Annotated in this window: 18 protein-coding genes, 1 tRNA gene and 3 rRNA genes; 21 read left to right on the top strand and 1 reads right to left on the bottom strand. The window is 63.6% G+C overall.

The genetic code is table 11. The annotated features are described in order from the left end of the window. Positions 1-168 precede the first annotated feature (168 nt). The 21 genes from HYG77_RS02325 (at position 169) to HYG77_RS02225 (ending at position 23,181) form a co-directional block, all read left to right on the top strand. Positions 169-1,687 (top strand): 16S ribosomal RNA (locus HYG77_RS02325). 337 nt (positions 1,688-2,024) lie between these two features. Continuing rightward, a 23S ribosomal RNA gene (locus tag HYG77_RS02320) occupies positions 2,025-5,156 on the top strand. 162 nt (positions 5,157-5,318) lie between these two features. Next, positions 5,319-5,435, top strand: a 5S ribosomal RNA gene (gene rrf / locus HYG77_RS02315). The 16S, 23S and 5S rRNA genes sit together here, the layout of an rRNA operon. 60 nt (positions 5,436-5,495) lie before the next feature. After that, positions 5,496-6,494: a hypothetical protein gene (locus HYG77_RS02310; protein ID WP_208961757.1), complete on the top strand. Its 999-nt coding sequence runs from the start codon at positions 5,496-5,498 to the stop codon at positions 6,492-6,494. Beyond that, a complete protein-coding gene (locus HYG77_RS02305) occupies positions 6,491-7,507 on the top strand; it encodes an HAD-IIA family hydrolase (RefSeq protein ID WP_208961756.1) in 1,017 nt (338 codons plus the stop codon). The genes HYG77_RS02310 and HYG77_RS02305 overlap by 4 nt, the downstream gene beginning before the upstream one ends. 90 nt (positions 7,508-7,597) lie before the next feature. Further along, positions 7,598-7,825: a hypothetical protein gene (locus HYG77_RS02300; RefSeq protein ID WP_159921909.1), complete on the top strand. Its 228-nt coding sequence runs from the start codon at positions 7,598-7,600 to the stop codon at positions 7,823-7,825. Position 7,826: 1 nt separating this feature from the next. Continuing rightward, a complete protein-coding gene (locus tag HYG77_RS02295; RefSeq protein ID WP_208961755.1) occupies positions 7,827-8,681 on the top strand; it encodes a TlyA family RNA methyltransferase in 855 nt (284 codons plus the stop codon). Further along, a complete protein-coding gene (locus tag HYG77_RS02290) occupies positions 8,678-9,631 on the top strand; it encodes an NAD kinase (protein ID WP_109329442.1) in 954 nt (317 codons plus the stop codon). Before HYG77_RS02295 ends, HYG77_RS02290 begins: the two co-directional genes overlap by 4 nt. A gap of 2 nt (positions 9,632-9,633) precedes the next feature. Beyond that, complete coding sequence (gene recN, locus HYG77_RS02285) at positions 9,634-11,406, top strand: DNA repair protein RecN (RefSeq protein WP_208961754.1); 1,773 nt, start codon at positions 9,634-9,636, stop codon at positions 11,404-11,406. A gap of 91 nt (positions 11,407-11,497) precedes the next feature. Next, the gene (gene steA, locus HYG77_RS02280; protein WP_109329446.1) at positions 11,498-12,682 is read left to right on the top strand and encodes a putative cytokinetic ring protein SteA; all 1,185 of its coding nucleotides are present in this window, start codon (positions 11,498-11,500) and stop codon (positions 12,680-12,682) included. Next, positions 12,679-13,629 carry a copper transporter gene (locus HYG77_RS02275; protein ID WP_208961753.1) on the top strand — a complete coding sequence of 317 codons (951 nt, stop codon included), beginning with the start codon at positions 12,679-12,681 and terminating at the stop codon, positions 13,627-13,629. The genes steA and HYG77_RS02275 overlap by 4 nt, the downstream gene beginning before the upstream one ends. Positions 13,630-13,773: 144 nt before the next feature. Continuing rightward, the gene (locus HYG77_RS02270; RefSeq protein WP_208961752.1) at positions 13,774-15,543 is read left to right on the top strand and encodes a CTP synthase; all 1,770 of its coding nucleotides are present in this window, start codon (positions 13,774-13,776) and stop codon (positions 15,541-15,543) included. A gap of 13 nt (positions 15,544-15,556) precedes the next feature. Beyond that, positions 15,557-16,216: an NUDIX hydrolase gene (locus HYG77_RS02265; RefSeq protein WP_109329449.1), complete on the top strand. Its 660-nt coding sequence runs from the start codon at positions 15,557-15,559 to the stop codon at positions 16,214-16,216. 4 nt (positions 16,217-16,220) lie between these two features. Further along, a complete protein-coding gene (gene xerD / locus HYG77_RS02260) occupies positions 16,221-17,144 on the top strand; it encodes a site-specific tyrosine recombinase XerD (RefSeq protein ID WP_230990169.1) in 924 nt (307 codons plus the stop codon). Positions 17,145-17,313: 169 nt separating this feature from the next. Continuing rightward, positions 17,314-18,204, top strand: coding sequence for a ParA family protein (locus HYG77_RS02255; protein ID WP_269467598.1), 891 nt, complete (start codon positions 17,314-17,316; stop codon positions 18,202-18,204). Positions 18,205-18,264: 60 nt separating this feature from the next. Then, positions 18,265-19,086 carry a segregation/condensation protein A gene (locus tag HYG77_RS02250; protein WP_230990225.1) on the top strand — a complete coding sequence of 274 codons (822 nt, stop codon included), beginning with the start codon at positions 18,265-18,267 and terminating at the stop codon, positions 19,084-19,086. After that, positions 19,083-19,802, top strand: coding sequence for an SMC-Scp complex subunit ScpB (gene scpB, locus HYG77_RS02245; protein WP_109329457.1), 720 nt, complete (start codon positions 19,083-19,085; stop codon positions 19,800-19,802). Before HYG77_RS02250 ends, scpB begins: the two co-directional genes overlap by 4 nt. 18 nt (positions 19,803-19,820) lie before the next feature. After that, positions 19,821-20,912 carry a pseudouridine synthase gene (locus HYG77_RS02240; RefSeq protein WP_109329458.1) on the top strand — a complete coding sequence of 364 codons (1,092 nt, stop codon included), beginning with the start codon at positions 19,821-19,823 and terminating at the stop codon, positions 20,910-20,912. Continuing rightward, entirely contained in the window at positions 20,909-21,598 is a 690-nt protein-coding gene (gene cmk / locus HYG77_RS02235; RefSeq protein ID WP_159921931.1) for a (d)CMP kinase, read from the top strand. The genes HYG77_RS02240 and cmk overlap by 4 nt, the downstream gene beginning before the upstream one ends. Further along, positions 21,595-23,022, top strand: coding sequence for a ribosome biogenesis GTPase Der (gene der, locus HYG77_RS02230; RefSeq protein WP_109329462.1), 1,428 nt, complete (start codon positions 21,595-21,597; stop codon positions 23,020-23,022). Before cmk ends, der begins: the two co-directional genes overlap by 4 nt. An 85-nt stretch (positions 23,023-23,107) precedes the next feature. Further along, positions 23,108-23,181 (top strand) — tRNA-Pro (locus tag HYG77_RS02225). A 122-nt stretch (positions 23,182-23,303) separates the two neighbouring features. Here HYG77_RS02225 and HYG77_RS02220 read toward each other — a convergent pair. Continuing rightward, positions 23,304-24,068: a L,D-transpeptidase gene (locus HYG77_RS02220; RefSeq protein ID WP_208961751.1), complete on the bottom strand. Its 765-nt coding sequence runs from the start codon at positions 24,066-24,068 to the stop codon at positions 23,304-23,306. Positions 24,069-24,218: the final 150 nt, after the last annotated feature.

Genomic DNA, 24,218 nt, shown 5'->3' with positions numbered 1-24,218 from the left:
TCAACTGGGCCTTTTGGTTTGGTTGTGAGTGGTGTGGGTATTTGCTGGCTCTTCTCCTTCTTCCGTCGGAGGGGGGTCAGTGTTTGATTGAGCTAGTTTGAGTTTTTGATCGCTAGTGATTTGACTCGATGTCTATGACTGATTGGGGTTCGCCTCTTTCTAGAGTCTTCAACGGAGAGTTTGATCCTGGCTCAGGACGAACGCTGGCGGCGTGCTTAACACATGCAAGTCGAGCGGTAAGGCCCTTCGGGGTACACGAGCGGCGAACGGGTGAGTAACACGTGGGTGATCTGCCCTGCACTTCGGGATAAGCCCGGGAAACTGGGTCTAATACCGGATACGACCTTCGGCTGCATGGCTGGGGGTGGAAAGGTTTACTGGTGCAGGATGGGCCCGCGGCCTATCAGCTTGTTGGTGGGGTAATGGCCTACCAAGGCGACGACGGGTAGCCGACCTGAGAGGGTGACCGGCCACACTGGGACTGAGACACGGCCCAGACTCCTACGGGAGGCAGCAGTGGGGAATATTGCACAATGGGCGAAAGCCTGATGCAGCGACGCCGCGTGAGGGATGAAGGCCTTCGGGTTGTAAACCTCTTTCAGCAGGGACGAAGCGGAAGTGACGGTACCTGCAGAAGAAGCACCGGCTAACTACGTGCCAGCAGCCGCGGTAATACGTAGGGTGCAAGCGTTGTCCGGAATTACTGGGCGTAAAGAGTTCGTAGGCGGTTTGTCGCGTCGTTTGTGAAAACTCACAGCTCAACTGTGAGCTTGCAGGCGATACGGGCAGACTTGAGTACTGCAGGGGAGACTGGAATTCCTGGTGTAGCGGTGAAATGCGCAGATATCAGGAGGAACACCGGTGGCGAAGGCGGGTCTCTGGGCAGTAACTGACGCTGAGGAACGAAAGCGTGGGTAGCGAACAGGATTAGATACCCTGGTAGTCCACGCCGTAAACGGTGGGCGCTAGGTGTGGGTTCCTTCCACGGAATCTGTGCCGTAGCTAACGCATTAAGCGCCCCGCCTGGGGAGTACGGCCGCAAGGCTAAAACTCAAAGGAATTGACGGGGGCCCGCACAAGCGGCGGAGCATGTGGATTAATTCGATGCAACGCGAAGAACCTTACCTGGGTTTGACATATACCGGAAAGCCGTAGAGATACGGCCCCCCTTGTGGTCGGTATACAGGTGGTGCATGGCTGTCGTCAGCTCGTGTCGTGAGATGTTGGGTTAAGTCCCGCAACGAGCGCAACCCTTGTCTTATGTTGCCAGCACGTAATGGTGGGGACTCGTAAGAGACTGCCGGGGTCAACTCGGAGGAAGGTGGGGACGACGTCAAGTCATCATGCCCCTTATGTCCAGGGCTTCACACATGCTACAATGGCCAGTACAGAGGGCTGCGAGACCGTGAGGTGGAGCGAATCCCTTAAAGCTGGTCTCAGTTCGGATCGGGGTCTGCAACTCGACCCCGTGAAGTCGGAGTCGCTAGTAATCGCAGATCAGCAACGCTGCGGTGAATACGTTCCCGGGCCTTGTACACACCGCCCGTCACGTCATGAAAGTCGGTAACACCCGAAGCCGGTGGCCTAACCCCTTGTGGGAGGGAGCCGTCGAAGGTGGGATCGGCGATTGGGACGAAGTCGTAACAAGGTAGCCGTACCGGAAGGTGCGGCTGGATCTACCTCCTTTCTAAGGAGCATCTCCAGTCATGTACCGCTGAACAGTCAGTGGATGATGGTCTGGCAGAGGCCATTTCGGATGCGTATGTTATCCGGTGGTTGCTCATGGGTGGATCGCTGACAAGTATTGGTTCTCAACTGCCGGCCTGTGTGCTGGTGGGAGGGCGAATTATATCGACATACTGTTGGGTCCTGAGGGAACACGTGAGTGTTTTTCTTTCAGGAAAGTGACGATCCGGTTCGGATGTCAGGCAGACCGCATCACTTTTGGTGGTGGGCATGGTGCTGGCGGGAGTTCGAGGCGGGTGTGTTGTTTGAGAACTGCACAGTGGACGCGAGCATCTTTGTTGTAAGTAATGAAGAGCGTACGGTGGATGCCTTGGCACCAGGAGCCGATGAAGGACGTAGGAGGCTGCGATAAGCCTCGGGGAGCTGTCAACCGAGCTGAGATCCGAGGATGTCCGAATGGGGAAACCCAGCACGAGTGATGTCGTGTTACCCGCATCTGAATATATAGGGTGTGTGGAGGGAACGTGGGAAGTGAAACATCTCAGTACCCACAGGAAGAGAAAACAATAGTGATTCCGTGAGTAGTGGCGAGCGAAAGCGGAAGAGGCTAAACCATGGATGTGTGATAGCCGGCAGGCGTTGCATTCGTGGGGTTGTGGGGTTCATCTTGTCAATGCTGCCGTGTTGGCCGACAGTAAGAAATCATGGTGTTAGTGGAAGTGGTCTGGAACGGCCTGTCGTAGAGGGTGAGAATCCCGTACACGAAAACATTGTGACTGTCGTGATGGAAACCCAAGTAGCACCGGGCCCGTGAAATCTGGTGTGAATCTGTCGGGACCACCCGATAAGCCTGAATACTCCCTGGTGACCGATAGCGGACTAGTACCGTGAGGGAAAGGTGAAAAGTACCCCGGGAGGGGAGTGAAATAGTACCTGAAACCGTGCGCTTACAATCCGTCAAAGCCTTCGAGTGACTTGTCGCTGGGGGTGATGGCGTGCCTTTTGAAGAATGAGCCTGCGAGTTAGTGGCATGTCGCGAGGTTAACCCGTGTGGGGTAGCCGTAGCGAAAGCGAGTCCGAATAGGGCGTTTATAGTGGCATGTTCTAGACCCGAAGCGGAGTGATCTACCCATGGCCAGGTTGAAGCGACGGTAAGACGTCGTGGAGGACCGAACCCACTTAGGTTGAAAACTGAGGGGATGAGTTGTGGGTAGGGGTGAAAGGCCAATCAAACTCCGTGATAGCTGGTTCTCCCCGAAATGCATTTAGGTGCAGCGTCGCGTGTTTCTCATCGGAGGTAGAGCTACTGGATGGTCTAGGGGCCCACAAGCTTACCGAAATCAGCCAAACTCCGAATGCCGGTGAGTGAGAGCGCGGCAGTGAGACTGCGGGCGATAAGGTTCGTAGTCGAGAGGGAAACAGCCCAGATCGCCAGCTAAGGTCCCTAAGCGTGTACTAAGTGGAAAAGGATGTGGGGTCGCGAAGACAACCAGGAGGTTGGCTTAGAAGCAGCCACCCTTGAAAGAGTGCGTAATAGCTCACTGGTCAAGTGATCCTGCGCCGACAATGTAGCGGGGCTCAAGTACACCACCGAAGCTGCGGCATTCACACAATGCACCCCCATTTTCCTGCGGGAGGGTGGGCAGTGGTGTGGATGGGTAGAGGAGCGTCGTGTGGCCATGGAAGCGGCGGGGTGACCCAGCCGTGGAGGCCACACGAGTGAGAATGCAGGCATGAGTAGCGAAAGACGAGTGAGAAACTCGTCCGCCGAATGACCAAGGGTTCCTGGGCCAGGTTAATCCGCCCAGGGTGAGTCGGGACCTAAGACGAGGCCGACAGGCGTAGCCGATGGACAACGGGTTGATATTCCCGTACCCGTGTGAACGCGCCCCTGGTGAATCAGTGATACTAACCACCCTGAAACCGCGTGTGAACCTTCGGGTTCGTAGGTGGCGGATGCGTGGGACCTGATCTGGTAGTAGCCAAGCGATGGGGTGACGCAGGAAGGTAGCTGAGCCAGTCAGTGGTAATACTGGTGTAAGCCTGTAGGGAGTGACCTAGGCAAATCCGGGTCACACATATCCTGAGAGGTGACGCATAGCCGAATGAGGCGAATTCAGTGATCCTATGCTGCCGAGAAAAGCCTCTAGCGAGCTTTCACACGGCCCGTACCCCAAACCGACACAGGTGGTCAGGTAGAGAATACTAAGGCGATCGAGATAACTATGGTTAAGGAACTCGGCAAAATGCCCCGTAACTTCGGGAGAAGGGGGGCCTCGTCTGGTGATCACTCTTGCAGTGTGAGCTGGGTGGGGCCGCAGAGACCAGTGAGAAGCGACTGTTTACTAAAAACACAGGTCCGTGCGAAGTCGTAAGACGATGTATACGGACTGACGCCTGCCCGGTGCTGGAAGGTTAAGAGGACCGGTTAGCCATTTCGGTGGCGAAGCTGAGAATTTAAGCCCCAGTAAACGGCGGTGGTAACTATAACCATCCTAAGGTAGCGAAATTCCTTGTCGGGTAAGTTCCGACCTGCACGAATGGCGTAACGACTTCTCAGCTGTCTCAACCATAGACTCGGCGAAATTGCATTACGAGTAAAGATGCTCGTTACGCGCGGCAGGACGAAAAGACCCCGGGACCTTCACTACAGCTTGGTATTGGTGTTCGGTTCGGTTTGTGTAGGATAGGTGGGAGACTGTGAAGCGCTCACGCCAGTGAGTGTGGAGTCGTTGTTGAAATACCACTCTGATCGTATTGGACCTCTAACCTCGGACCATGATCTGGTTCAGGGACAGTGCCTGGTGGGTAGTTTAACTGGGGCGGTTGCCTCCCAAAATGTAACGGAGGCGCCCAAAGGTTCCCTCAGCCTGGTTGGCAATCAGGTGTCGAGTGCAAGTGCACAAGGGAGCTTGACTGTGAGACTGACAAGTCGAGCAGGGACGAAAGTCGGGACTAGTGATCCGGCACCGGCAAGTGGAAGCGGTGTCGCTCAACGGATAAAAGGTACCCCGGGGATAACAGGCTGATCTTCCCCAAGAGTCCATATCGACGGGATGGTTTGGCACCTCGATGTCGGCTCGTCGCATCCTGGGGCTGGAGTAGGTCCCAAGGGTTGGGCTGTTCGCCCATTAAAGCGGCACGCGAGCTGGGTTTAGAACGTCGTGAGACAGTTCGGTCTCTATCCGCCGCGCGCGTTAGAAACTTGAGGAAGGCTGTCCCTAGTACGAGAGGACCGGGACGGACGAACCTCTGGTGTGCCAGTTGTTCCACCAGGAGCACCGCTGGTTAGCTACGTTCGGAAGGGATAACCGCTGAAAGCATCTAAGCGGGAAGCCTGTTCCAAGATGAGGTTTCTCACCCCCTCGAGGGGGTAAGGCCCCCGGCAGACCACCGGGTTGATAGGCCAGAACTGGAAGCCCAGTAATGGGTGTAGGTGACTGGTACTAATAGGCCGAGGACTTACCACAAAGAAGCTACGCGTCCACTGTGCAGTATCTGAAACAACACACAGATACCCCCCTTTTTTCCTTTCACGGAACCCCCTGGACAGTTCCGCACCCCACCCGGGTGCGTGGCCACGGCGGGGAACCGGAAAAAGGGAAGATGGGTGTGTGACAGTTTCATAGAGTTACGGCGGCCATAGCGGAGGGGAAACGCCCGGCCCCATTCCGAACCCGGAAGCTAAGCCCTCCAGCGCCGATGGTACTGCACTCGACAGGGTGTGGGAGAGTAGGACACCGCCGAACATCCGTTACCGAAAGGGGACCCAATATACTGGGTCCCCTTTCGTGGTTTGTGTGAAAGGAATGACTGTGTCGGAGAGCGACGACGGACGTCGATCCTTCCGCGGAGGCGGTGCCTCTAATTCTGGACGAGGCGGTGCCTCTAATTCTGGACGAGGCGGTGCCTCTAGTTCTGGACGAGGCGGTGCTTCAGGTTCGGACCGAGGCGGTGCCTCGGGTTCGAATAGAGGTGGCCCGTCGGGTGGTCGTGGTGGATCGTTCGGCGGCCCGCGAGATTCTCGTGGCGGTGCCGGCAATGACCGGCGAGGTGGGCAGCGCCGTGGGGGCGAGGGGGGATTCACTCCGAGGGGTCGTGATGGTGACCGCCCGCAGCGGCAGGATGCCCGTCCCGACGAACCCGACCTGCCCGAGAATGTCGAGGCCGGTGAACTTGATCCGACTGTCCGGCGTGACCTGCTGAGCTTGGACAAGACGAACGCGAATACCGTTGCGCGGCATCTCGTGATGGCGGGCAAGTTGGTTGACGACGATCCCCGACTGGCCCTGGCGCATGCGCGTGCGGCGCGGCAGCGGGCCGGACGTATCGCCGTCGTTCGTGAGGCTGCGGGGATCACCGCGTACCACGCTGGTGAATGGGCAGAAGCGCTGTCCGAGTTGCGGGCCGCACGTCGGATGGCTGGCGGTCCCGGACTCCTCGCCGTGATGGCGGACTGCGAACGCGGGCTGGGCCGACCCGAACGGGCGATCGAACTGGGTCGGAGCGAGGAAGCAGCGGCTCTGTCTGGTGATGACGCCGCCGAGCTGCGCATCGTAGTTGCAGGTGCGCGCATGGACCTCGGGCAGTTCGATCAGGCCGTGGTCACGTTGCAGACGCCGGACCTCGACGCTTCCCGTACCGGTCCGGGAGCTGCGCGTCTCTTCTATGCGTATGCCGACGCCCTGGTGGCCGCCGGCCGTATCGAGGACGGACTGAAGTGGTTCCTCAATTCGGCTGCGGCGGACCTCGAAGGTGATACCGACGCAGAGGAGCGTGTGGCCGAGCTGACCGGAGACGATCAGTGACGGTGGAGCCCGGTGGGGCGTCGTCGCTGCGTGACGGATATGACGCTCTGCTACTCGATCTGGACGGCACCCTGTACCAGGGTCCGCTGGCTATTCCCGGTGCCCGGGCCGCGCTGGCGTCGGGAACGCAAGCCCTCTATTATGTGACGAACAATGCGAGCCGTAGCCCAAGTGAGGTCGCCGCACACCTGACCGAGCTCGGTTTCGACGCCTCGGAGTCGAGGGTGGTCACGAGTTCGCAATCCGCAGCTCGACTCCTCGCTGAGAAGATCGAACCCGGTGCTGCAGTGCTGGTAGTCGGGACGGAAGCCCTGGCGGATGAAGTGGCGCGGGTCCGCTTGCGCCCGGTGCGGTTGTTCGCGGATTCGCCCGTCGCGGTGGTGCAGGGCCATTCTCCGACAACCGACTGGGCGATTCTTGCGGAGGCGACACTCGCCATCCGGTCGGGAGCTCTCTGGGTAGCGGCCAACGTCGATTCCACGCTCCCTACCGAGCGTGGGCTGGTGCTGGGCAACGGATCTATGGTGGCCGCTCTGCGCACCGCAACGTCCTCCGAACCTCTGGTCGCCGGTAAACCGGCAGCGCCTTTGATGGAAGACGCGATACGCCGCAGTGGGAGTTTGCGCCCTCTGGTTGTGGGCGACAGACTCGACACCGACATCGAGGGCGCCAACGCCGTGGGTCTCGAATCCCTGTTGGTGCTCACCGGGGTCAGTACTGCCATCGACGTCCTAAGGGCCACCGAGGAACAACGCCCGACCTTCGTCGCTTCCGAATTGGGTGCCCTCAACCGGCCTGCTGACGAATCGAGGGTCGGCGAGGACCGTCGCTTCTCCGTCGACTTCGACGGCACTGATCTGGTGATCGAACCGAAAGGCAGATCGATCGGCACTGCCGATTCGGTGACGCTGCTCCGGCACGTGGCTGTGTCAGCATGGAAGTACCCCGAGTTCGGCCGCGTCACCTCCACTCACCCGGCAGTCAGCGCCCTCGTGTCCGATTGGGGTGCTTGACCGCGCATCTCGAGTGCCCGTAGATCCTTTGTGTCCGCGGCGCGGTTCGCTGTATGCGTATCCGAGGGGGATCGACTAGCGTTGTGCCCGATGAGCACGCCAATACCGCGCCCGGGAGCCCATCTACCTGGGCCAACGCCGAGTGTCGACCCCGAGAAGATTTCCGCGGAGGTGGACGGATTGCTGACGCGGCTGCACGCCGTCGAACCGGATCCCGAGGACCCACACGGAGTCGGAGTCATTCCGAAGAAAGCGCATCTGCTCGAGAAGGCCCACGACGTTCTGGTGGAAGCGCTGGCCGCCGTGGACAAGATCTGAGGTGGCCCGACGCGCGCGGGTGGATGCCGAACTCGTTCGGCGTGGACTGGCCCGGTCCCGTGAACACGCCCAGGAACTCATAACTTCCGGCAGAGTACTGATCTCCGGAGTAGCTGCGACCAAACCTGCTACCGCCGTCGAAGCGGGAACACCGCTACGGGTGGTCGAGGTGGACAACGAGGTGTCCTGGGCTTCGCGGGGCGCCCACAAGTTGCTCGGAGCTCTCGAAGCGTTCGGACCCGGTGGGCTCTCGGTCGAGGGGAAGCGGTGTCTCGACGCCGGCGCCTCGACGGGGGGCTTCACGGATGTACTTCTCCACCACGGCGCCCGGGAGGTGGTCGCGGTGGATGTCGGATACGGCCAGTTGGTGTGGCGGTTGCAGTCGGACGATCGGGTTCGTGTAGTCGACCGCACCAACGTGCGTGCTATCGACGCCGAGCGCATCGGCGGACCTGTCGATCTGGTGGTCGCCGACCTGTCGTTCATTTCCCTCGAACTCGTGCTGCCGGCCTTCGTCGCGTGTGTCACTGCCGGCGCAGATCTCGTTCCGATGGTGAAGCCGCAGTTCGAAGTCGGTAAGGATCATGTCGGGTCGGGCGGAGTGGTCCGTGACACGGAACTGCGGGTGGCTGCCGTCCTCAGGGTCGCAAGGGCCGCGGAGTCCCTGGGGCTGCGTACGCTGGGAGCCGTCGCGAGCCCGTTGCCAGGTCCCTCCGGAAATGTCGAGTATTTCCTGTGGCTCCGCTCGGGTGCCACTGCGGTGCCGGAACCGGGTGTCGTACCCGGGGTTGATGATGAACCGGTCGACTCGATCGAAGAGTTGATTCGCACCGCGGTGCAGGAAGGACCACAGTGAGCGGGGGAAGCAGCGGCACGGCACGCGAGATTCTGCTGGTGGCGCACCCGGGCCGGGCCGAAATCACGGAGACCGCACGGCGCGTCGGTGAGATCTTCAAGAGCGCTGGAATCGGACTGCGCGTCCTCGTCGACGAGGTCGACAACACACGCATCGAACCAATGGACGGCATGGCGCCCGACGAGTTCCTGGTGCCGGGATTCGAGGTGACGATCGTCCAGGCCGGTCCGCACGCCGCCCTCGGCTGCGAAATGGTGCTGGTCCTCGGAGGAGATGGGACTTTCCTTCGCGCCGCGGAACTTGCTCAGGCCGCGTCCATTCCGGTGCTGGGCATCAACCTCGGGCGCATCGGCTTCCTTGCCGAAACGGAGGCCGAACATCTGGACGAGGCACTCGGTCAGGTGGTGCGCCGCGAATATCGGGTGGAACAGCGCATGACGCTGGACGTCGTCGTTCGGGTGGACGACGAGATCATCGAGCGGGGCTGGGCGCTCAACGAAGCGAGCATCGAGAACCGGTCCCGGCTCGGTGTTCTCGAAGTAGTGCTCGAAGTCGACGGCCGCCCCGTGTCGGCGTTCGGATGCGACGGAGTGCTCATCTCGACACCGACGGGGTCGACGGCCTACGCCTTCTCCGCCGGCGGTCCCGTCGTGTGGCCCGAACTGGAAGCCTTGCTGGTTGTTCCGAGCAATGCCCACGCACTCTTCGCGCGGCCGCTCGTCACCAGCCCGGAGTCGATCATCGCTGTCGAGACGGTGGCCGGTAGTCATGATGGACTGGTTTTCTGTGACGGCAGGAGAACTCTCGAACTTCCTGCGGGTGCGCGGGTGGAGGTGGTGCGCGGTAAGGAAGCCGTTCGCTGGGTGCGACTCGACTCGGCTCCCTTCGCCGATCGCATGGTGCGAAAGTTCGAGCTGCCCGTCACCGGGTGGCGAGGAAGGAAACCCTAGACGTGCTGGCAGAGATCAGGATCGACAACCTCGGTGTGATCTCCGAGGCGTCCGCGCAGTTCCACGAAGGCTTGACAGTACTCACCGGTGAGACAGGCGCCGGAAAGACGATGGTGGTGACCAGCCTCCATCTCCTCAGCGGTGCCCGGGCAGACGCGGGCCGGGTGCGTCTCGGGGCGCCGCGAGCCGTCGTCGAAGGTCGTTTCGTGACGGACGAGAATTCCGAACGCGTCGAGCGGGCCGTCACCGAGTTGCTCGAGTCGACCGGCGCCGAGCGGGACGAAGACGGCACCATCATCGCGGTGCGGACCGTCAGCAGCGACGGCCGCTCGCGCGCGCACCTCGGCGGCCGCAGTGTCCCCGCCGGAGTGCTGTCCGACTTCACCGACCCGCTACTGACCGTGCACGGGCAGAACGACCAACTGCGGCTGTTGCGCCCCGACCAGCAGCGTGCTGCGCTCGACCGATTCGCGGAGAAAACCGTCGGCCCTCTCCTGGCGCGGTACCGCAAGCACCGCGACGAATGGCTGACCGCGCGATCGGAGTTGATCGAGCGAACCGGCCGCACGCGCGAACTCGCGCAGGAGGCCGATCAGCTGACGTTTGCTCTCAACGAAATCGACGGCATCGCCCCCACCCCAGGGGAGGACGAGTCGATCGTCGCCGAAGTGCGCAGGCTCAGCGAACTCGACTCCTTGCGGTCGGCAGCGCAGGAGGCGCAGACCGCGCTTGCCGGCGGTGACGAGATGGACGGTGACGGCGTGTCGCCGCCCGCCCTCGACTTGCTGTCCGAAGCTCGCGCCCGTATCGAGTCCGCCACCGATCCGGAACTCGACGGGTTGGGTTCGCGTCTTGCGGATGCCATCGCCGTGGTCACGGACGTGTCGGCCGACCTCACCACCTACCTGGCCGGACTGCCCGCGGACCCCGGCGCGCTGGACTCGCTGTTGTCGAGGCAGGCGGAGCTCAAGAACCTCACGCGCAAGTACGCTGCGGACGTCGACGGCGTGCTCGAGTGGGCCGAGAACGCGCGGGCGCGGCTCGAGAAGATCGATGTGTCGTCCGATGCGCTGGCCGCGCTGACGAAGCAGGTGGAGGATTCGGCGGCGGCGACTGCCGAGGCGGCATCGAAACTCACTGCCGCCCGTGTCAAGGCTGCGGCCAAGCTCGCCAAGGCAGTGAGTTCGGAGCTGTCCGGTCTCGCGATGGGCCGCGCAGCTCTCGACGTGTCGGTACGCGCACGTGCGGCGGGCCCTCAGGACACCGCTCCGCTCACCGTGGAGGGCGCGCAGGTGCATGCCGGGTCGTCGGGTGTCGACGAAGTCGAGTTTCGTTTGTCGGCCCATAGTGGCGCACAGTCGCTGCCGATCAGCAAGAGCGCCTCGGGCGGTGAACTTTCCCGGGTGATGCTTGCACTCGAGGTGGTGCTTGCCGGATCCGATTCGGGTGCGACCATGGTGTTCGACGAGGTCGACGCAGGGGTTGGCGGCCGCGCTGCCGTCGAGATCGGCAAGCGACTGGGCCGGTTGGCGAGAACCCACCAGGTGATCGTGGTGACCCACCTGCCGCAGGTGGCGGCATTCGCCGATACCCATCTGGTGGTCGACAAGGTCGACGACGCCGACGGAGTCGTCAGTAGCGGGGTGCGCACCCTCACCGATGACGAGCGGGTCGTGGAACTGGCCAGGATGCTCGCCGGTCTCGACGACACCGAAACCGGTCGTGCGCACGCTGAGGAACTGCTTGCCACGGCAAAAGCCGAACGTGCTGTCTGAACGAAACCTGTTGGTGATGGTGGGACCGATGTGGTAGCTGGTTCGGCGCGCCTCCACAGGTGGGCTGTGCATCCGCGTCATCATCGAAGCTATGAAGATGCCAGCACTGCTGTCACGTAACACCGAAACTTTGCCTGGGGTCAGCGGCATCGCCAGGGTGGACCGCAACACAGCCAAGCTGCTGAGGCGTGTCGGGCCAGGCGACGTCGTCGTTCTCGACGAGCTCGACCTCGATCGCGGTACCGCGGACGCCTTGGTCAAGGCCGGCGTTCTCGCAGTGGTCAACGCGTCTCCGTCGATTTCAGGGCGCTATCCGAATCTGGGACCGGAGGTGATCGTCGCCAACGGGATCCTCCTGATCGATTCCGCGGGAACCGAGGTCTTCAAGAGCATCAAGGACGGAAGCAAGGTCCGGATCGACGGCGGCTGCGTTTATTCGGGGGAGCGGCGCATCGCCAAGGGCGACGAGCAGACCGAGGCCGAAATCTCCGATCGGATGATCGAGGCGAAGACGGGACTGGTCGATCACCTGGAAGCGTTCTCCGGCAACACGATCGAGTTCATCCGCACCGAAAGTCCGCTTCTCATCGACGGGGTGGGAGTGCCGGATGTCGACGTCGACATGAAGGATCGGCACGTTGTGATCGTGTCCGACGGACCGGATCACGCGTCGGATCTGAAAAATCTCAAGCCGTTCATCAAGGAATACTCGCCGATTCTCATCGGTGTGGGGGCAGGCGCCGATGTTCTCAGATCTGCCGGCTACCGGCCCGACCTCATCGTCGGTGACCCGGAGGACATCACCAGCGCGACGCTGAAGTCGGGCGCCGAGGTGGTGCTGCCGGCAGACCAGGACGGGCATGCCTCGGGCTTGTCGCGTATCCAGGATCTGGGCATAGGGGCCATGACGTTCCCGGCTTCCGGGTCTCCGTCCGACCTGGCGCTGCTCCTCGCCGATCACCACGGTGCCTCGTTGATCGTGACCGTGGGCAACACGGTCTCGCTCGACGAGTTCTTCGACCGCGGCCGCCGCGACAGCAATCCGTCGGCGTTCATGACCCGATTGAAAGTCGGACCCAAGCTGGTGGACGCCAAGGCCGTGGCGACCCTTTACCGCAGCAGGGTGTCGGGAGGTGCCATCGCTCTGCTCGTACTGGCCGCTCTGGTCGCGGTCATCGTGGCCCTCGTCGTGTCGAATGTCGGTGGGGAAGCTCTTGACTGGGCTATCGCGACCTGGAACAGCTTTGCGCTGTGGGTGCAGGGGTTCTTCAAGTGATTTCTCTGCGTCAACATGCCATTTCGATCGCAGCGATCTTCCTGGCGCTGGCAATCGGGGTGGTACTGGGATCCGGCCTGCTGTCGAGCGGTCTCGTGTCCGGTCTCCGCGACGACAAGGTTGATTTGCAGAACGACATCGAAAATGCGAACGAACGCAACAACCAGCTGACCGAGCAGCTGAATTCGGCCGATGGTTTCGACTCGGCGGTGGCCGGCCGGGTGGTGGCCGACGCCCTTGCGGGGCGAACTGTCGTCGTGGTGACCACGCCCGACGCCGACCCTGCCGACCTCGACGGGGTGAACCGGATGATTGGGGCGGCCGGTGGCAGCGTCACGGGACGGGTGTCCCTGACGGACTCGTTCGTCGACGCCACTGGTGGTGACCGGCTGCGCACGGTCGTCAACAATGTCATCCCCGCCGGTGTCACCTTGAAGACGGGTGCCGTGGATCAGGGCAGCCTGGCGGGTGACCTCCTGGGCTCGGTGGTTCTGCTCGGCAAGGAGACCGGTCAGCCGCAGAGTTCACCGCAGGAGAGGGCGCTCGCTCTGGAAACGTTGCGAGGTGCAGGTTTCATCACCTACGACGACGGCGGGGTCGAGCCCGCCCAGCTCGCGGTGGTGCTCACGGGGGACCGTGACGTGGAGGACGGCGCCAGCGGTAACCGGGGCGCGGTGGTTGCCCGGTTCGCGGGAGCGTTGGACTCGCGCGGCGGTGGAACCGTCCTCGCCGGTCGTCCGGCTTCGGCGCAGGGAAACGGTGCGGTCGCCGTTGCCCGTGCCGATGCCGCACTGTCGGCGGCGCTCACGACGATCGACAACATCGACCGCGAAGCGGGAAAGATCACCGTTCCGCTGTCGTTGCAGGAGCAGCTCGGCGGCGGCGCCGGCCGGTATGGCACCGGACCCGGAACCACCGGAGTCACGGTTGGGGCGACGCCCGCGTAGTGCACGTCACACCCTGGGGGAGTGCAATCTCGGCGCGTTGTTTCCCGCAGGTCTGCCGAGGTGTTACCGTGAAGTCCCGTGGGTCGGCAGGCCCCAGCATTGCTCGAACAGACCAAGCCCTGCACAGTCGTCACGGGAGCCCCTTTGCCACAGTCACGCACTTCTTCGCGTACCGCCACCAAGCACATCTTCGTCAGCGGCGGCGTCGCCTCCTCGCTCGGCAAGGGCCTCACAGCCTCGAGTCTGGGACAATTGCTGACCGCGCGAGGGATGCGCGTGACCATGCAGAAACTGGATCCGTACCTCAACGTCGATCCGGGAACGATGAATCCCTTCCAGCACGGTGAAGTCTTCGTGACGGAAGACGGCGCCGAAACCGACCTCGATGTCGGCCACTACGAGCGCTTCCTCGATCGCGACCTTTCCGGTCAGGCGAATGTGACCACGGGCCAGGTGTATTCGACGGTCATCGCCAAGGAACGGCGGGGGGAGTATCTCGGGGACACCGTCCAGGTCATTCCGCACATCACGGACGAAATCAAGAGCCGCATCCTCGCCATGAGTGGGCCGGACCTGCAGGGTCAGCGTCCCGATGTGGTGATCACCGAGATCGGCGGCACCGTCGGCGACATCGAGTCGCAGCCGTTCCTCGAGGCGGCCCGTCAGGTGCGACACGACGTCGGCCGCGACAATGTCTTCTTCCTCCACGTCTCTCTGGTTCCGTACCTGGCGCCGTCGGGTGAGCTGAAGACGAAGCCCACCCAGCACTCGGTTGCCGCGCTGCGGAACATCGGTATCCAGCCCGACGCGCTGATCCTGCGCTGCGACCGCGAGGTCCCGCCGGCGCTGAAGAACAAGATCGCGCTGATGTGCGACGTCGACGTCGACGGATGTATCTCGACACCCGACGCGCCGTCGATCTACGACATCCCGAAGGTTCTTCACAGCGAGGGTCTCGACGCATACGTCGTGCGTCAGCTGGGGCTACCGTTCCGGGACGTGGACTGGACGGTTTGGGGAAATCTTCTCGAGCGCGTCCACCAGCCGCGCGAGACGGTGCGGATCGCGCTCGTCGGCAAGTATGTCGACCTTCCCGACGCGTACCTGTCGGTCACCGAGGCACTGCGAGCGGGAGGGTTCGCTCATCGATCCAAGGTGGAGATCTCCTGGGTTCCCTCGGACGCCTGTGAGACCGAAGCCGGAGCGCAGGCAGCGCTGGGGGATGTGGACGGGGTGCTGATTCCCGGCGGCTTCGGGATCCGTGGCATCGAGGGCAAGCTCGGCGCCATCCGGTATGCGCGCCACCGCAAGATCCCACTGCTCGGCCTGTGCCTCGGCTTGCAGTGCGTCGTGATCGAGGCCGCCCGCAGCGTGGGGCTCGAGGATGCCAACTCTGCGGAGTTCGAGCCCGAGACTACGCACCCGGTCATCTCCACGATGGCCGATCAGGAAGACGTCGTGGCCGGCGAAGCCGACCTCGGTGGAACGATGCGCCTCGGCGCCTATCCGGCCGTGCTGGCCAAGGGTTCGGTCGTTGCGCGGGCGTACGGCAGCGAGCAGGTTTCCGAACGTCATCGGCACCGCTACGAGGTCAACAATGCCTACCGCGACCGCATCGCCAAGAGCGGTCTTCTCTTCAGTGGGACCTCGCCGGACGGGCACCTCGTCGAGTTCGTCGAGTACCCGGCGAAGCAGCATCCGTTCTTCGTCGCGACGCAGGCCCACCCGGAGCTCAAGAGCCGTCCGACTCGTCCGCATCCCTTGTTCGCAGCATTCGTCGCAGCGGCGTTGACGTACAAGCTCGAAGAACGCCTTCCCGTCGACGTCCACGGTGAGGAGCGGACGGTCGAGGTCGCCGTGGCGGACGAGGTGGCTGCCGCCACCGACCGGGCGTCGATCGACAGTGCCGGATAAGTAGAGCCGGCGCATGACCGACACCGATCGGCACGAATTCGACATTCTCGACTCGCGCGTCGTCTACAGCGGGGCCATCCTGGCATTGCGTCTGGACGAGGTGGCGATGCCGAATGGGCGGACAGCCGAACGAGAGGTCGTCGAGCATCACGGCGCAGTTGCAGTCGTGGTGCTCGACGACGAGAACCGACTCGTCCTCATCCACCAGTACCGGCACCCGGTGGGCCGCCGGCTGTGGGAGATTCCGGCGGGCCTCCTCGACGAACCGGACGAGGACCCGCTGGAGGCTGCGAAGCGGGAGTTGGCCGAGGAAACAGGACTCGCGGCGAAACAGTGGGCGGTCCTCGTGGACGTGGCTGTCTCGCCCGGCTTCACCGACGAGTCGGTGCGGGTGTTTCTCGCGGAGGACCTCTACACCGTCCACCGGCCCGAACCGGAGCACGAAGAGGCCGACCTCGAGATAGAGCGGTTCCCGCTCGACGAGGCGGTGGCGATGGTCCTGCGCGGTGAGATCGTCAACGCCACCGCGGTTTCCGGGATCATGTCGTTGGCCGCAATCAAGTCGCGACCCGACACGCCACTACGCGACCGGGATGCACCGTGGGTCGATCGTCCGGCGAGTTTCAGTGAGAGAAAACGCTCACGTGCCGGGGTCGAAGCCGCCGGAGAATGATCCGGTGATCGCGCGGCAGGTCGAGACGTACCTCGATCACCTGGCAGTCGAACGCGGTGCTGCCCGCAACACCATCTCTTCGTATCGGCGTGACCTGTCGCGGTACACACAATTCCTCGCCGATCGAGGGATCACGGACATCGGACGGGTCCGCGAGCAGGATGTCAGTGAATTCGTCGTCGCGCTGCGCAGCGGTGACCCCGCGCGCGGCCTGCCGGCGCTGGCCGCGAGTTCGGCCGCCCGCGCGTTGATCGCGGTGCGCGGGTTTCACCGTTTTGCCACCGCGGAGGGGATCGCGGCGGTGGACGTGGCTCGGGTAGTCCGACCACCCTCGCCGGCCACTCGGCTTCCCAAATCGTTGCCCGTCCGCGAGGTGCTGTCTCTACTCGAGGCCGTCGGGGGCGGAGGGCCCGCCGACGGGCCCAGAGCGGTGCGAGACCGCGCTCTTCTCGAGTTGCTGTACTCCACGGGGGCCCGCATCTCCGAAGCGGTCGGCCTCGATGTAGACGATATCGACACCGAGAACCGCTCCGTCCTGCTCCGCGGTAAGGGCGGAAAGCACCGGGTCGTCCCCGTGGGCAGGCCCGCGGTCGAAGCCCTCGACGCCTACCTGGTCCGCGGCCGGCCGGCGCTGATGTCGCGGGGCACGCCCGCGCTCTTCCTCAATGTCCGCGGTGGTCGACTGTCACGGCAGAGCGCTTGGAAGGTGTTGCAGACTGCGGCGGAGGCTGCCGGGATCACGGTAGCGGTCTCGCCGCACACGCTGCGGCACTCGTTCGCCACTCACCTTTTGGACGGGGGCGCCGATGTGCGCGTCGTCCAAGAGTTGCTCGGACACGCCTCCGTCACGACCACACAGATATATACCCTGGTCACGGTGGGTGCGCTGCGTGAAGTGTGGGCCCACGCGCACCCTCGGGCGCGGTAGGCGAACGCGTGTCGAGGGGAATATTCACGGTACGAAGCGGTAGCGTTCGTATAACGATGTGTGATCGACAGCGAGCATCGAGAGAACAGGGGATCATCGGACCGTGGTGACACCGCAGCCGCCAGCAGCGGAGTCAGGGCACTCGCAATCGGAGGGCGACATGTTCGACATGCGACAGACCGACCCCGCAGCCCTGTTCGACGACACCGTCGTCGAATCGGGTGAGCTCGGCCCCACGGGGAGACCGACCCGTGCGGTGCCGGAACCCACGCCGCTGCCATCCCACGGTCCCGCGAGGATCGTCGCGATGTGCAACCAGAAAGGTGGGGTCGGGAAGACGACGTCCACGATCAATCTGGGGGCGTCCCTCGCCGAGTACGGCCGTCGGGTCCTGCTCGTCGATCTCGACCCGCAGGGCGCGCTGTCTGCCGGCCTGGGGGTCGCGCACCACGACCTCGACCTCACCGTGCACAACCTGCTCGTCGAACCCCGCGTGTCGATCGACGACGTGCTGATGCGGACACGCGTCGAGAATCTCGACCTGTTACCGAGCAACATCGACCTCTCCGCCGCGGAGATCCAGCTCGTCACCGAGGTCGGACGGGAACAGACCCTGGGCCGGGTGCTGCATCCCGTGCTGGACCGGTACGACTACGTCCTCATCGATTGCCAGCCGTCCCTCGGGCTGCTTACCGTCAACGCTCTCGCCTGCGCGGACTCGGTGATCATCCCCATGGAATGCGAATACTTCAGCCTGCGTGGACTGGCGCTGCTCAACGACACCGTCGAAAAGGTGCACGACCGACTGAACCCGAAGCTCGAACTCGCCGGGATCGTGGTGACCATGTTCGACGCCCGCACGCTCCACGCCCGCGAGGTGATGGCCAGGGTGGTCGAGGTGTTCGGCGATGTGGTGTATGACACGGTGATCAACCGGACCGTACGATTCCCGGAGACCTCTGTGGCCGGTGAGCCGATCACCACCTGGGCGCCGAAGTCGCCCGGTGCCGAGGCGTACCGCGCGTTGGCCCGTGAGGTCATCCACCGTTCCGGCCGGTAAGTGGTGAACACCCAGAACGTCGTGGCTCCATCGCACACCGAGAATCCCGGCGCGGCATCGGTGCCGGCCGAGTCGAACGATCAGCAGGCCTCTGCCGTCAAGGCCGGCTTCCGGGTGACCCTGCGGAACTTCGAGGGACCGTTCGACCTGCTGCTCACGCTCATCAACCAGCGTGAGCTCGACGTAACGGAAGTCGCGCTCCATCAGGTGACCGACGACTTCATCGTCTACACCCGCGAACTCGGTGCGGAGATGGGCCTCGACCAGACCACCGAGTTCCTGGTGGTCGCCGCAACACTCCTCGACCTCAAGGCGGCGCGACTTCTGCCGGCCGGACAGGTGGAGGACGCCGAGGATCTGGCCCTGCTCGAGGCCCGTGACCTGCTGTTTGCCCGACTGCTCCAATATCGCGCGTACAAGCAGGCGGCCCAGCTGTTCGGCGAACTCGAAGCCGCGGCCCTTCGGCGATATCCGCGATCGGTCGCGCTGGAAGACCAGTTCACAAGCCTGCTTCCCGAGGTGTTGCTCGGGGTCGACCCGCAGCGGTTCGCCGAGATCGCCGCAACCGTGTTCACCCCCCGCCCGACTCCGACCGTGGGACTCGACCACCTGCACGACATGCACGCGGTGTCGGTGCCCGAGCAGGCGGCCCGGATACTGGAACTGCTTCGCGGACGTGGCGCGAATCAATGGGCGAGCTTCGGTGAACTGGTGTCGGAATGTGAGGTAGCAGTCGAGATCGTGGCACGATTTCTCGCGTTGCTCGAGCTGTACCGCGAGCAGTCGGTGCTGTTCGAGCAACCCGAGCCTCTCGGTGAATTGTTGGTGAGCTGGACCGGGGGCGACGTCCGTCTCCCGGTGACCGAGGAGGATTACGGATGAGCTCGGCCCCGCACGACGAGCCCCACGAGCCCCATGCCTCCGGCAGTGACGACGAGCCGGCTTCGCTCGGCGGTGACGACGAACTGTCGGACGCCGAGCTCGAGGCCATTCTGGAGTCGCTGCTGTTGATCGTCGATTCGCCTGCCGGGGTCGATCTGCTGTCCTCCGTGACCGGGGCTTCTGTGAAACGCATCACTGAAACCCTCAACCGGATGTCCGCCGAGCTCACCGCTCGCAGTAGTGGCATGGACCTCCGATATGCCGGTGACGGTTGGCGTCTCTATACCCGCACCGTCTATGCGCCCTACGTGGAGCGCCTGTTGCTGGACGGGGCACGCTCCAAGCTGACGAGGGCTGCTTTGGAGACTCTTGCTGTCGTGGCATACCGTCAACCGTTGACCCGCGCACGGATCAGTGCGGTGCGCGGCGTCAACGTGGATGGTGTGGTGCGCACGCTTCTCGCTCGTGGATTGATCGCCGAAGCCGGGGTCGATCCCGATACCAACGCCACGCAGTATTCGACGACGGAGCTCTTCCTGGAACGGCTCGGCTTGGCCTCTCTGGCCGATCTGCCCGCCCTGGCCCCGTTGCTGCCGGACGTGGACCTGATAGACGACATCAGCGACAGTCTGGAATCTGACCCACGATTTGCGAGAATGAATAAAGCTACGGCGTCCACGGACAAGTTGGACACCGGGCTCGACACCGAAGACTGACAGGGATCGTAGAAAAAAGTGAAGAAACCCGCTCGCCGAGATGGCACACCGGATCGCAACAACAACAAGCATCGCACCGACAAGACGGAGACCGGCCACAGGTCGGGCCGGTCGGAGACCGGCCAGCGTCCGGGTCGGCCGGAGGCCGCAACGACCCGAACAGGTCGGCCGGACGCCGCGAAGGGCCGCTCAGGCAGGCCGGACGCCGCGAAGACTCGAACCGGCAGGCCGGAAGCCCCGGTGGCCACGAACAAGCGGGGCAAGCCGAAATCGGCCAAACCCCAGCGCGCGCAAACTCAGGCGCCCAAGGTCAGCAATGCCAAGCCCGCCCGGCACCAGCATGCAGACGCCGAAAGGCCTGTCGGGCCCCCACAGGGCGACGGTGTGCGGTTGCAGAAGGTGCTCGCCCAGGCTGGAGTCGCGTCACGTCGCGCCGCCGAGGAACTGATCTCCCGGGGCCGGGTCGAGGTCGACGGTCGCATCGTGATCGAGCAGGGGTTGCGGATCGACCCCGAAAACGCTGTCGTTCGCGTGGACGGTGTACGCGTCGTCGTCCAGAAGGATCTGGTCCATCTCGCGCTGAACAAGCCACGCGGGTGGCAGTCGACCATGTCCGACGACCTCGGTCGTCCGTGCGTGGGTGACATCGTCTCCGAAAGGGTCGCGGCCGGTCAGCGGCTGTTCCATGTGGGCCGCCTCGACGCCGACACCGAGGGTCTGCTGCTGCTGACCAACGACGGGGATCTGGCCCATCGGCTCATGCACCCGTCGTTCGAGGTGTCGAAGACCTATCTGGCGACCGTGTCCGGTGCACTCGAGCGCGGTGTCGGGAAGAAGCTCAAAGAGGGCGTCGAACTCGACGACGGGCCGGCAAAAGTCGACACCTTCACCCTCCTCGACATCAACGAGGGCAAGTCTTTGGTCCGGGTCACGCTCCATGAAGGCCGCAAGCACATCGTGCGCCGACTGTTCGACGCAGTCGGGCATCCGGTGATCCGGCTCGTCCGGACGGACATCGGTCCCGTGGCCCTGGGTGAACAGCGCCCGGGAACGCTGCGAGTCCTCGGCCGCGGCGAGGTCGGCGGCCTGTACGGGGCGGTGGGTCTGTGAGCGCCGCCTCGCTGGTCGTCGCCATGGACGGGCCGTCCGGAACCGGCAAGTCGAGTGTGTCGCGGCAGCTGGCGCAGGAGCTCGGAGCCCGCTACCTCGACACCGGTGCCATGTACCGCATCGCAACCTTGCACGTCCTACGCAAGGGAGTGGACCTCGGGGATCCCGACGCGATTGCCGACGCCACCGCCGGTCTGCCCTGGTCGATCGGCACCGACCCCACCCGTGAGCAGGTTCTGCTCGACGGTGAGGACGTCGCCCAGGAGATTCGAGGTGACGCGGTCACCAAAGCTGTCTCTGCCGTCTCCGCCGTCCCTGCCGTTCGCGCTCGCCTCGTCGAGGCGCAGCGTCGTCTGACAGCGGAGGCGGACCGGATCGTCGTGGAAGGGCGGGATATCGGGACGGTTGTCCTGCCCGACGCCGACGTAAAGATTTTTCTCACCGCTTCGTCGGCCGCCCGCGCTCAGCGCAGGAACGCACAGAATCTCGCGGAGGGGCGAGGTGACGATTACGCCGCGGTCCTCGCCGACGTCGAGCGCCGGGACCACCTCGACTCCACACGCGCCGTGTCGCCGCTGCGGCCGGCAGAAGATTCTGTGCTGGTCGACACCAGCGAACTCGGAATCGACGACGTGATCGGCAGGTTGCTGCTGGTGGTAAGCGAGAGAACTGGAGCAGTGCAGTGACCGAACAATTCACAACTGAATTCGCGGGCGACGGAACGTGGAGCGAAGAGTCCGACTGGGAAGTCGTCGATCTGGAAGACGGAACCGACGGCGAAGCCCATATTCCCGTACCCACCGTTGCGGTGGTAGGCCGTCCGAACGTGGGTAAATCCACGCTGGTCAACCGCATCATCGGTCGTCGCGAGGCGGTCGTCGAGGACATTCCCGGTGTGACCCGCGACCGCGTTTCCTATGAGGCCAACTGGAGCGGTCGCCGATTCCTGGTACAGGACACCGGTGGTTGGGAGCCCGACGCGAAGGGTCTCCAGCAGTCCGTGGCGCGGCAGGCGGAACTGGCGATGCAGACCGCGGATGCGATTCTCCTCGTGGTCGACGCCGTTGTCGGCGCTACCGCCACCGATGAGGCCGTCGCCAAGGTCCTGCGCCGCTCCAAAACTCCAGTCTTGCTGGTAGCCAACAAGGTTGACGACGGGCGCACCGAATCCGAGGTTGCGGCCCTGTGGTCGCTGGGCCTCGGGCAACCGCACTCGGTGAGTGCGACACACGGCCGAGGTACCGGCGACCTCCTGGACGAGGTTCTCGCCGCGCTGCCCGAAACCCCTCGCGAAGGTATCCCGGGTGGCGGTCCGAGGCGTGTCGCTCTGGTCGGGAAACCGAACGTCGGCAAATCTAGTCTGCTGAACAAGCTGTCGGGTGACGAGCGTTCCGTCGTCCACAACGTCGCGGGCACTACCGTCGACCCGGTCGACTCGATCGTCGAGCTCGGTGGCCGGCCGTGGCGATTCGTCGACACGGCAGGTTTGCGCAAGCGCGTCAGTCACGCCAGCGGTGCTGAGTTCTACGCCTCCCTACGCACGAAGAGTGCCATCGAGGCCGCCGAGGTCGCGATTCTGCTCATCGATGCGTCCGAGCCGATCTCGGAGCAGGACCTGCGCGTGCTCAGCATGGTGGCCGATGCGGGTCGCGCGCTCGTGATCGCCTTCAACAAGTGGGATCTCGTCGACGAGGATCGCCGCCTTCAGCTCGATCGGGAAGTCGACCGGGACCTGGTCCGGGTGCCGTGGGCCCAGCGGGTCAATATCTCGGCGCACACGGGTCGGGCGGTACAGAAGTTGGTACCCGCGCTGGACACGGCGCTCGAGTCCTGGGACAAGCGCATTCCGACCGGCCGGCTCAACAACTGGCTGAAGGAAGTCGTGGCTGCCACCCCGCCGCCGATGCGTGGTGGACGTCTCCCACGGGTGATGTTCGCCACCCAGGCCGGAACTCGGCCGCCGACCTTCGTACTGTTCACTACCGGTTTCCTCGAGGCCGGGTACCGGCGATTCCTCGAGCGGCGCCTGCGTGAGGAGTTCAACTTCGACGGCAGCCCCGTCCGGATCTCGGTACGTGTCCGGGAGAAGCGGGACCGACGCGGACGGTAGTTCGGGAGAATCGCCCTGACCAGGCGATTAGCGTTGAGGACTGCCACTGATGTAATCTCATCGAGCACCTGAACGAGGGTGTGGACGGGCTGTGGCGCAGCTTGGTAGCGCACTTGACTGGGGGTCAAGTGGTCGCAGGTTCAAATCCTGTCAGCCCGACCGCACATGACCTGGTGGACGAACACGTCCGCCAGGTCATTGTCGTTTCTGGCATTGCTCCCTCGCGCGAGACTTGCGGACACCGATGGCGGGAAGGCAATGGCCGAGGAAGCGCTCTGGCGTCAGTTCGTGACGATGACGTGGTCACCGATCTTGGCGTGGTCGTAGAACCATCGCGCATTCTCGATGCTGAGATTGATACAGCCGTGACTGACGTTCTCGCGCCCCTGCGAGGCCACCGACCACGGCGCGCCGTGGATGAAGATCCCGCCCCAGGTGATGCGGGTGGCGTACTCCACGTAGAGCCGGTACCCCTCCGGGGAGTCGATCGGGACGCCGTACGTCGACGAGTCCATCACCATGTCGCGGAACTTCTCGAGGACGGGGAACGTGCCGAGCGGCGTTTCGTAGCCGGGTTTACCAAACGACGCCGGCATGGTGTGCACTACGCGGTCGTTGATGCTCACGGTGAACTGGTGTGTCGTAGTGTTCGCTACGGCGACCAGCGTGTCGCCGACCTGGAACTGGGTCTTCGATCCCGCGAATTCGACGGTGACCGCGGTGTGCGCCGGCCAGAAAGCGTCCGGGGTCCACCGCAGTTCGCTGTCATCGATCCACGAATAGTGTCCGGTCACAGGCGTCGACGGTGAGATCGCGACGGCGCGTTCGGCGCTCGCCCGGTCGGCAACAGGCGATCGGAACCGGATGATGATCGGTTGCGCGACGCCGACGACCTCACCGCTCGAGGGTGCGATCTCCGGAGCGACGACTTGTGCAACGACGGCCGGCGGTGCAGCGGCGCCGGCGGCACTCACCCCGCACAAGGCCAGGACGGCGAGAACCGCCACGAGAAACAGGCGTGCACCGTGCTGCTGCGCTTTCCGCATGGCCGTCAGCCCTTCGCATCACTGTGAGCTCATTTCAGTCAAACACAGCGTCGTCCGGGAACGGAACCGAGGAGATGTCACGACTTCATGACTGCTCGACGGTCCCGCGAGTAGCGTCAGTTCCGGGAAGTCAGCGAAACGGAGGCGCAC

It is taken from the genome of Rhodococcus sp. ZPP, assembly GCF_017656075.1.
Taxonomy (GTDB): Bacteria; Actinomycetota; Actinomycetes; order Mycobacteriales; family Mycobacteriaceae; genus Rhodococcus_F; species Rhodococcus_F oxybenzonivorans.
Note: the sequence above shows the minus strand (reverse complement) of the source record. Positions and strands in the feature narration are given on the sequence as shown.

Excerpts from the sequence above, each read along its gene's own strand:
- HYG77_RS02310 (WP_208961757.1), top strand. The coding sequence starts at position 5,496 with ATGACTGTGTCGGAGAGCGACGACGGACGTCGATCCTTCCGCGGAGGC.
- HYG77_RS02255 (WP_269467598.1), top strand. The coding sequence starts at position 17,314 with ATGCGACAGACCGACCCCGCAGCCCTGTTCGACGACACCGTCGTCGAA.
- HYG77_RS02300 (WP_159921909.1), top strand. The coding sequence starts at position 7,598 with ATGAGCACGCCAATACCGCGCCCGGGAGCCCATCTACCTGGGCCAACG.
- steA (WP_109329446.1), top strand. The coding sequence starts at position 11,498 with ATGAAGATGCCAGCACTGCTGTCACGTAACACCGAAACTTTGCCTGGG.
- HYG77_RS02265 (WP_109329449.1), top strand. The coding sequence starts at position 15,557 with ATGACCGACACCGATCGGCACGAATTCGACATTCTCGACTCGCGCGTC.
- scpB (WP_109329457.1), top strand. The coding sequence starts at position 19,083 with ATGAGCTCGGCCCCGCACGACGAGCCCCACGAGCCCCATGCCTCCGGC.
- HYG77_RS02220 (WP_208961751.1), bottom strand. The coding sequence starts at position 24,068 with ATGCGGAAAGCGCAGCAGCACGGTGCACGCCTGTTTCTCGTGGCGGTT.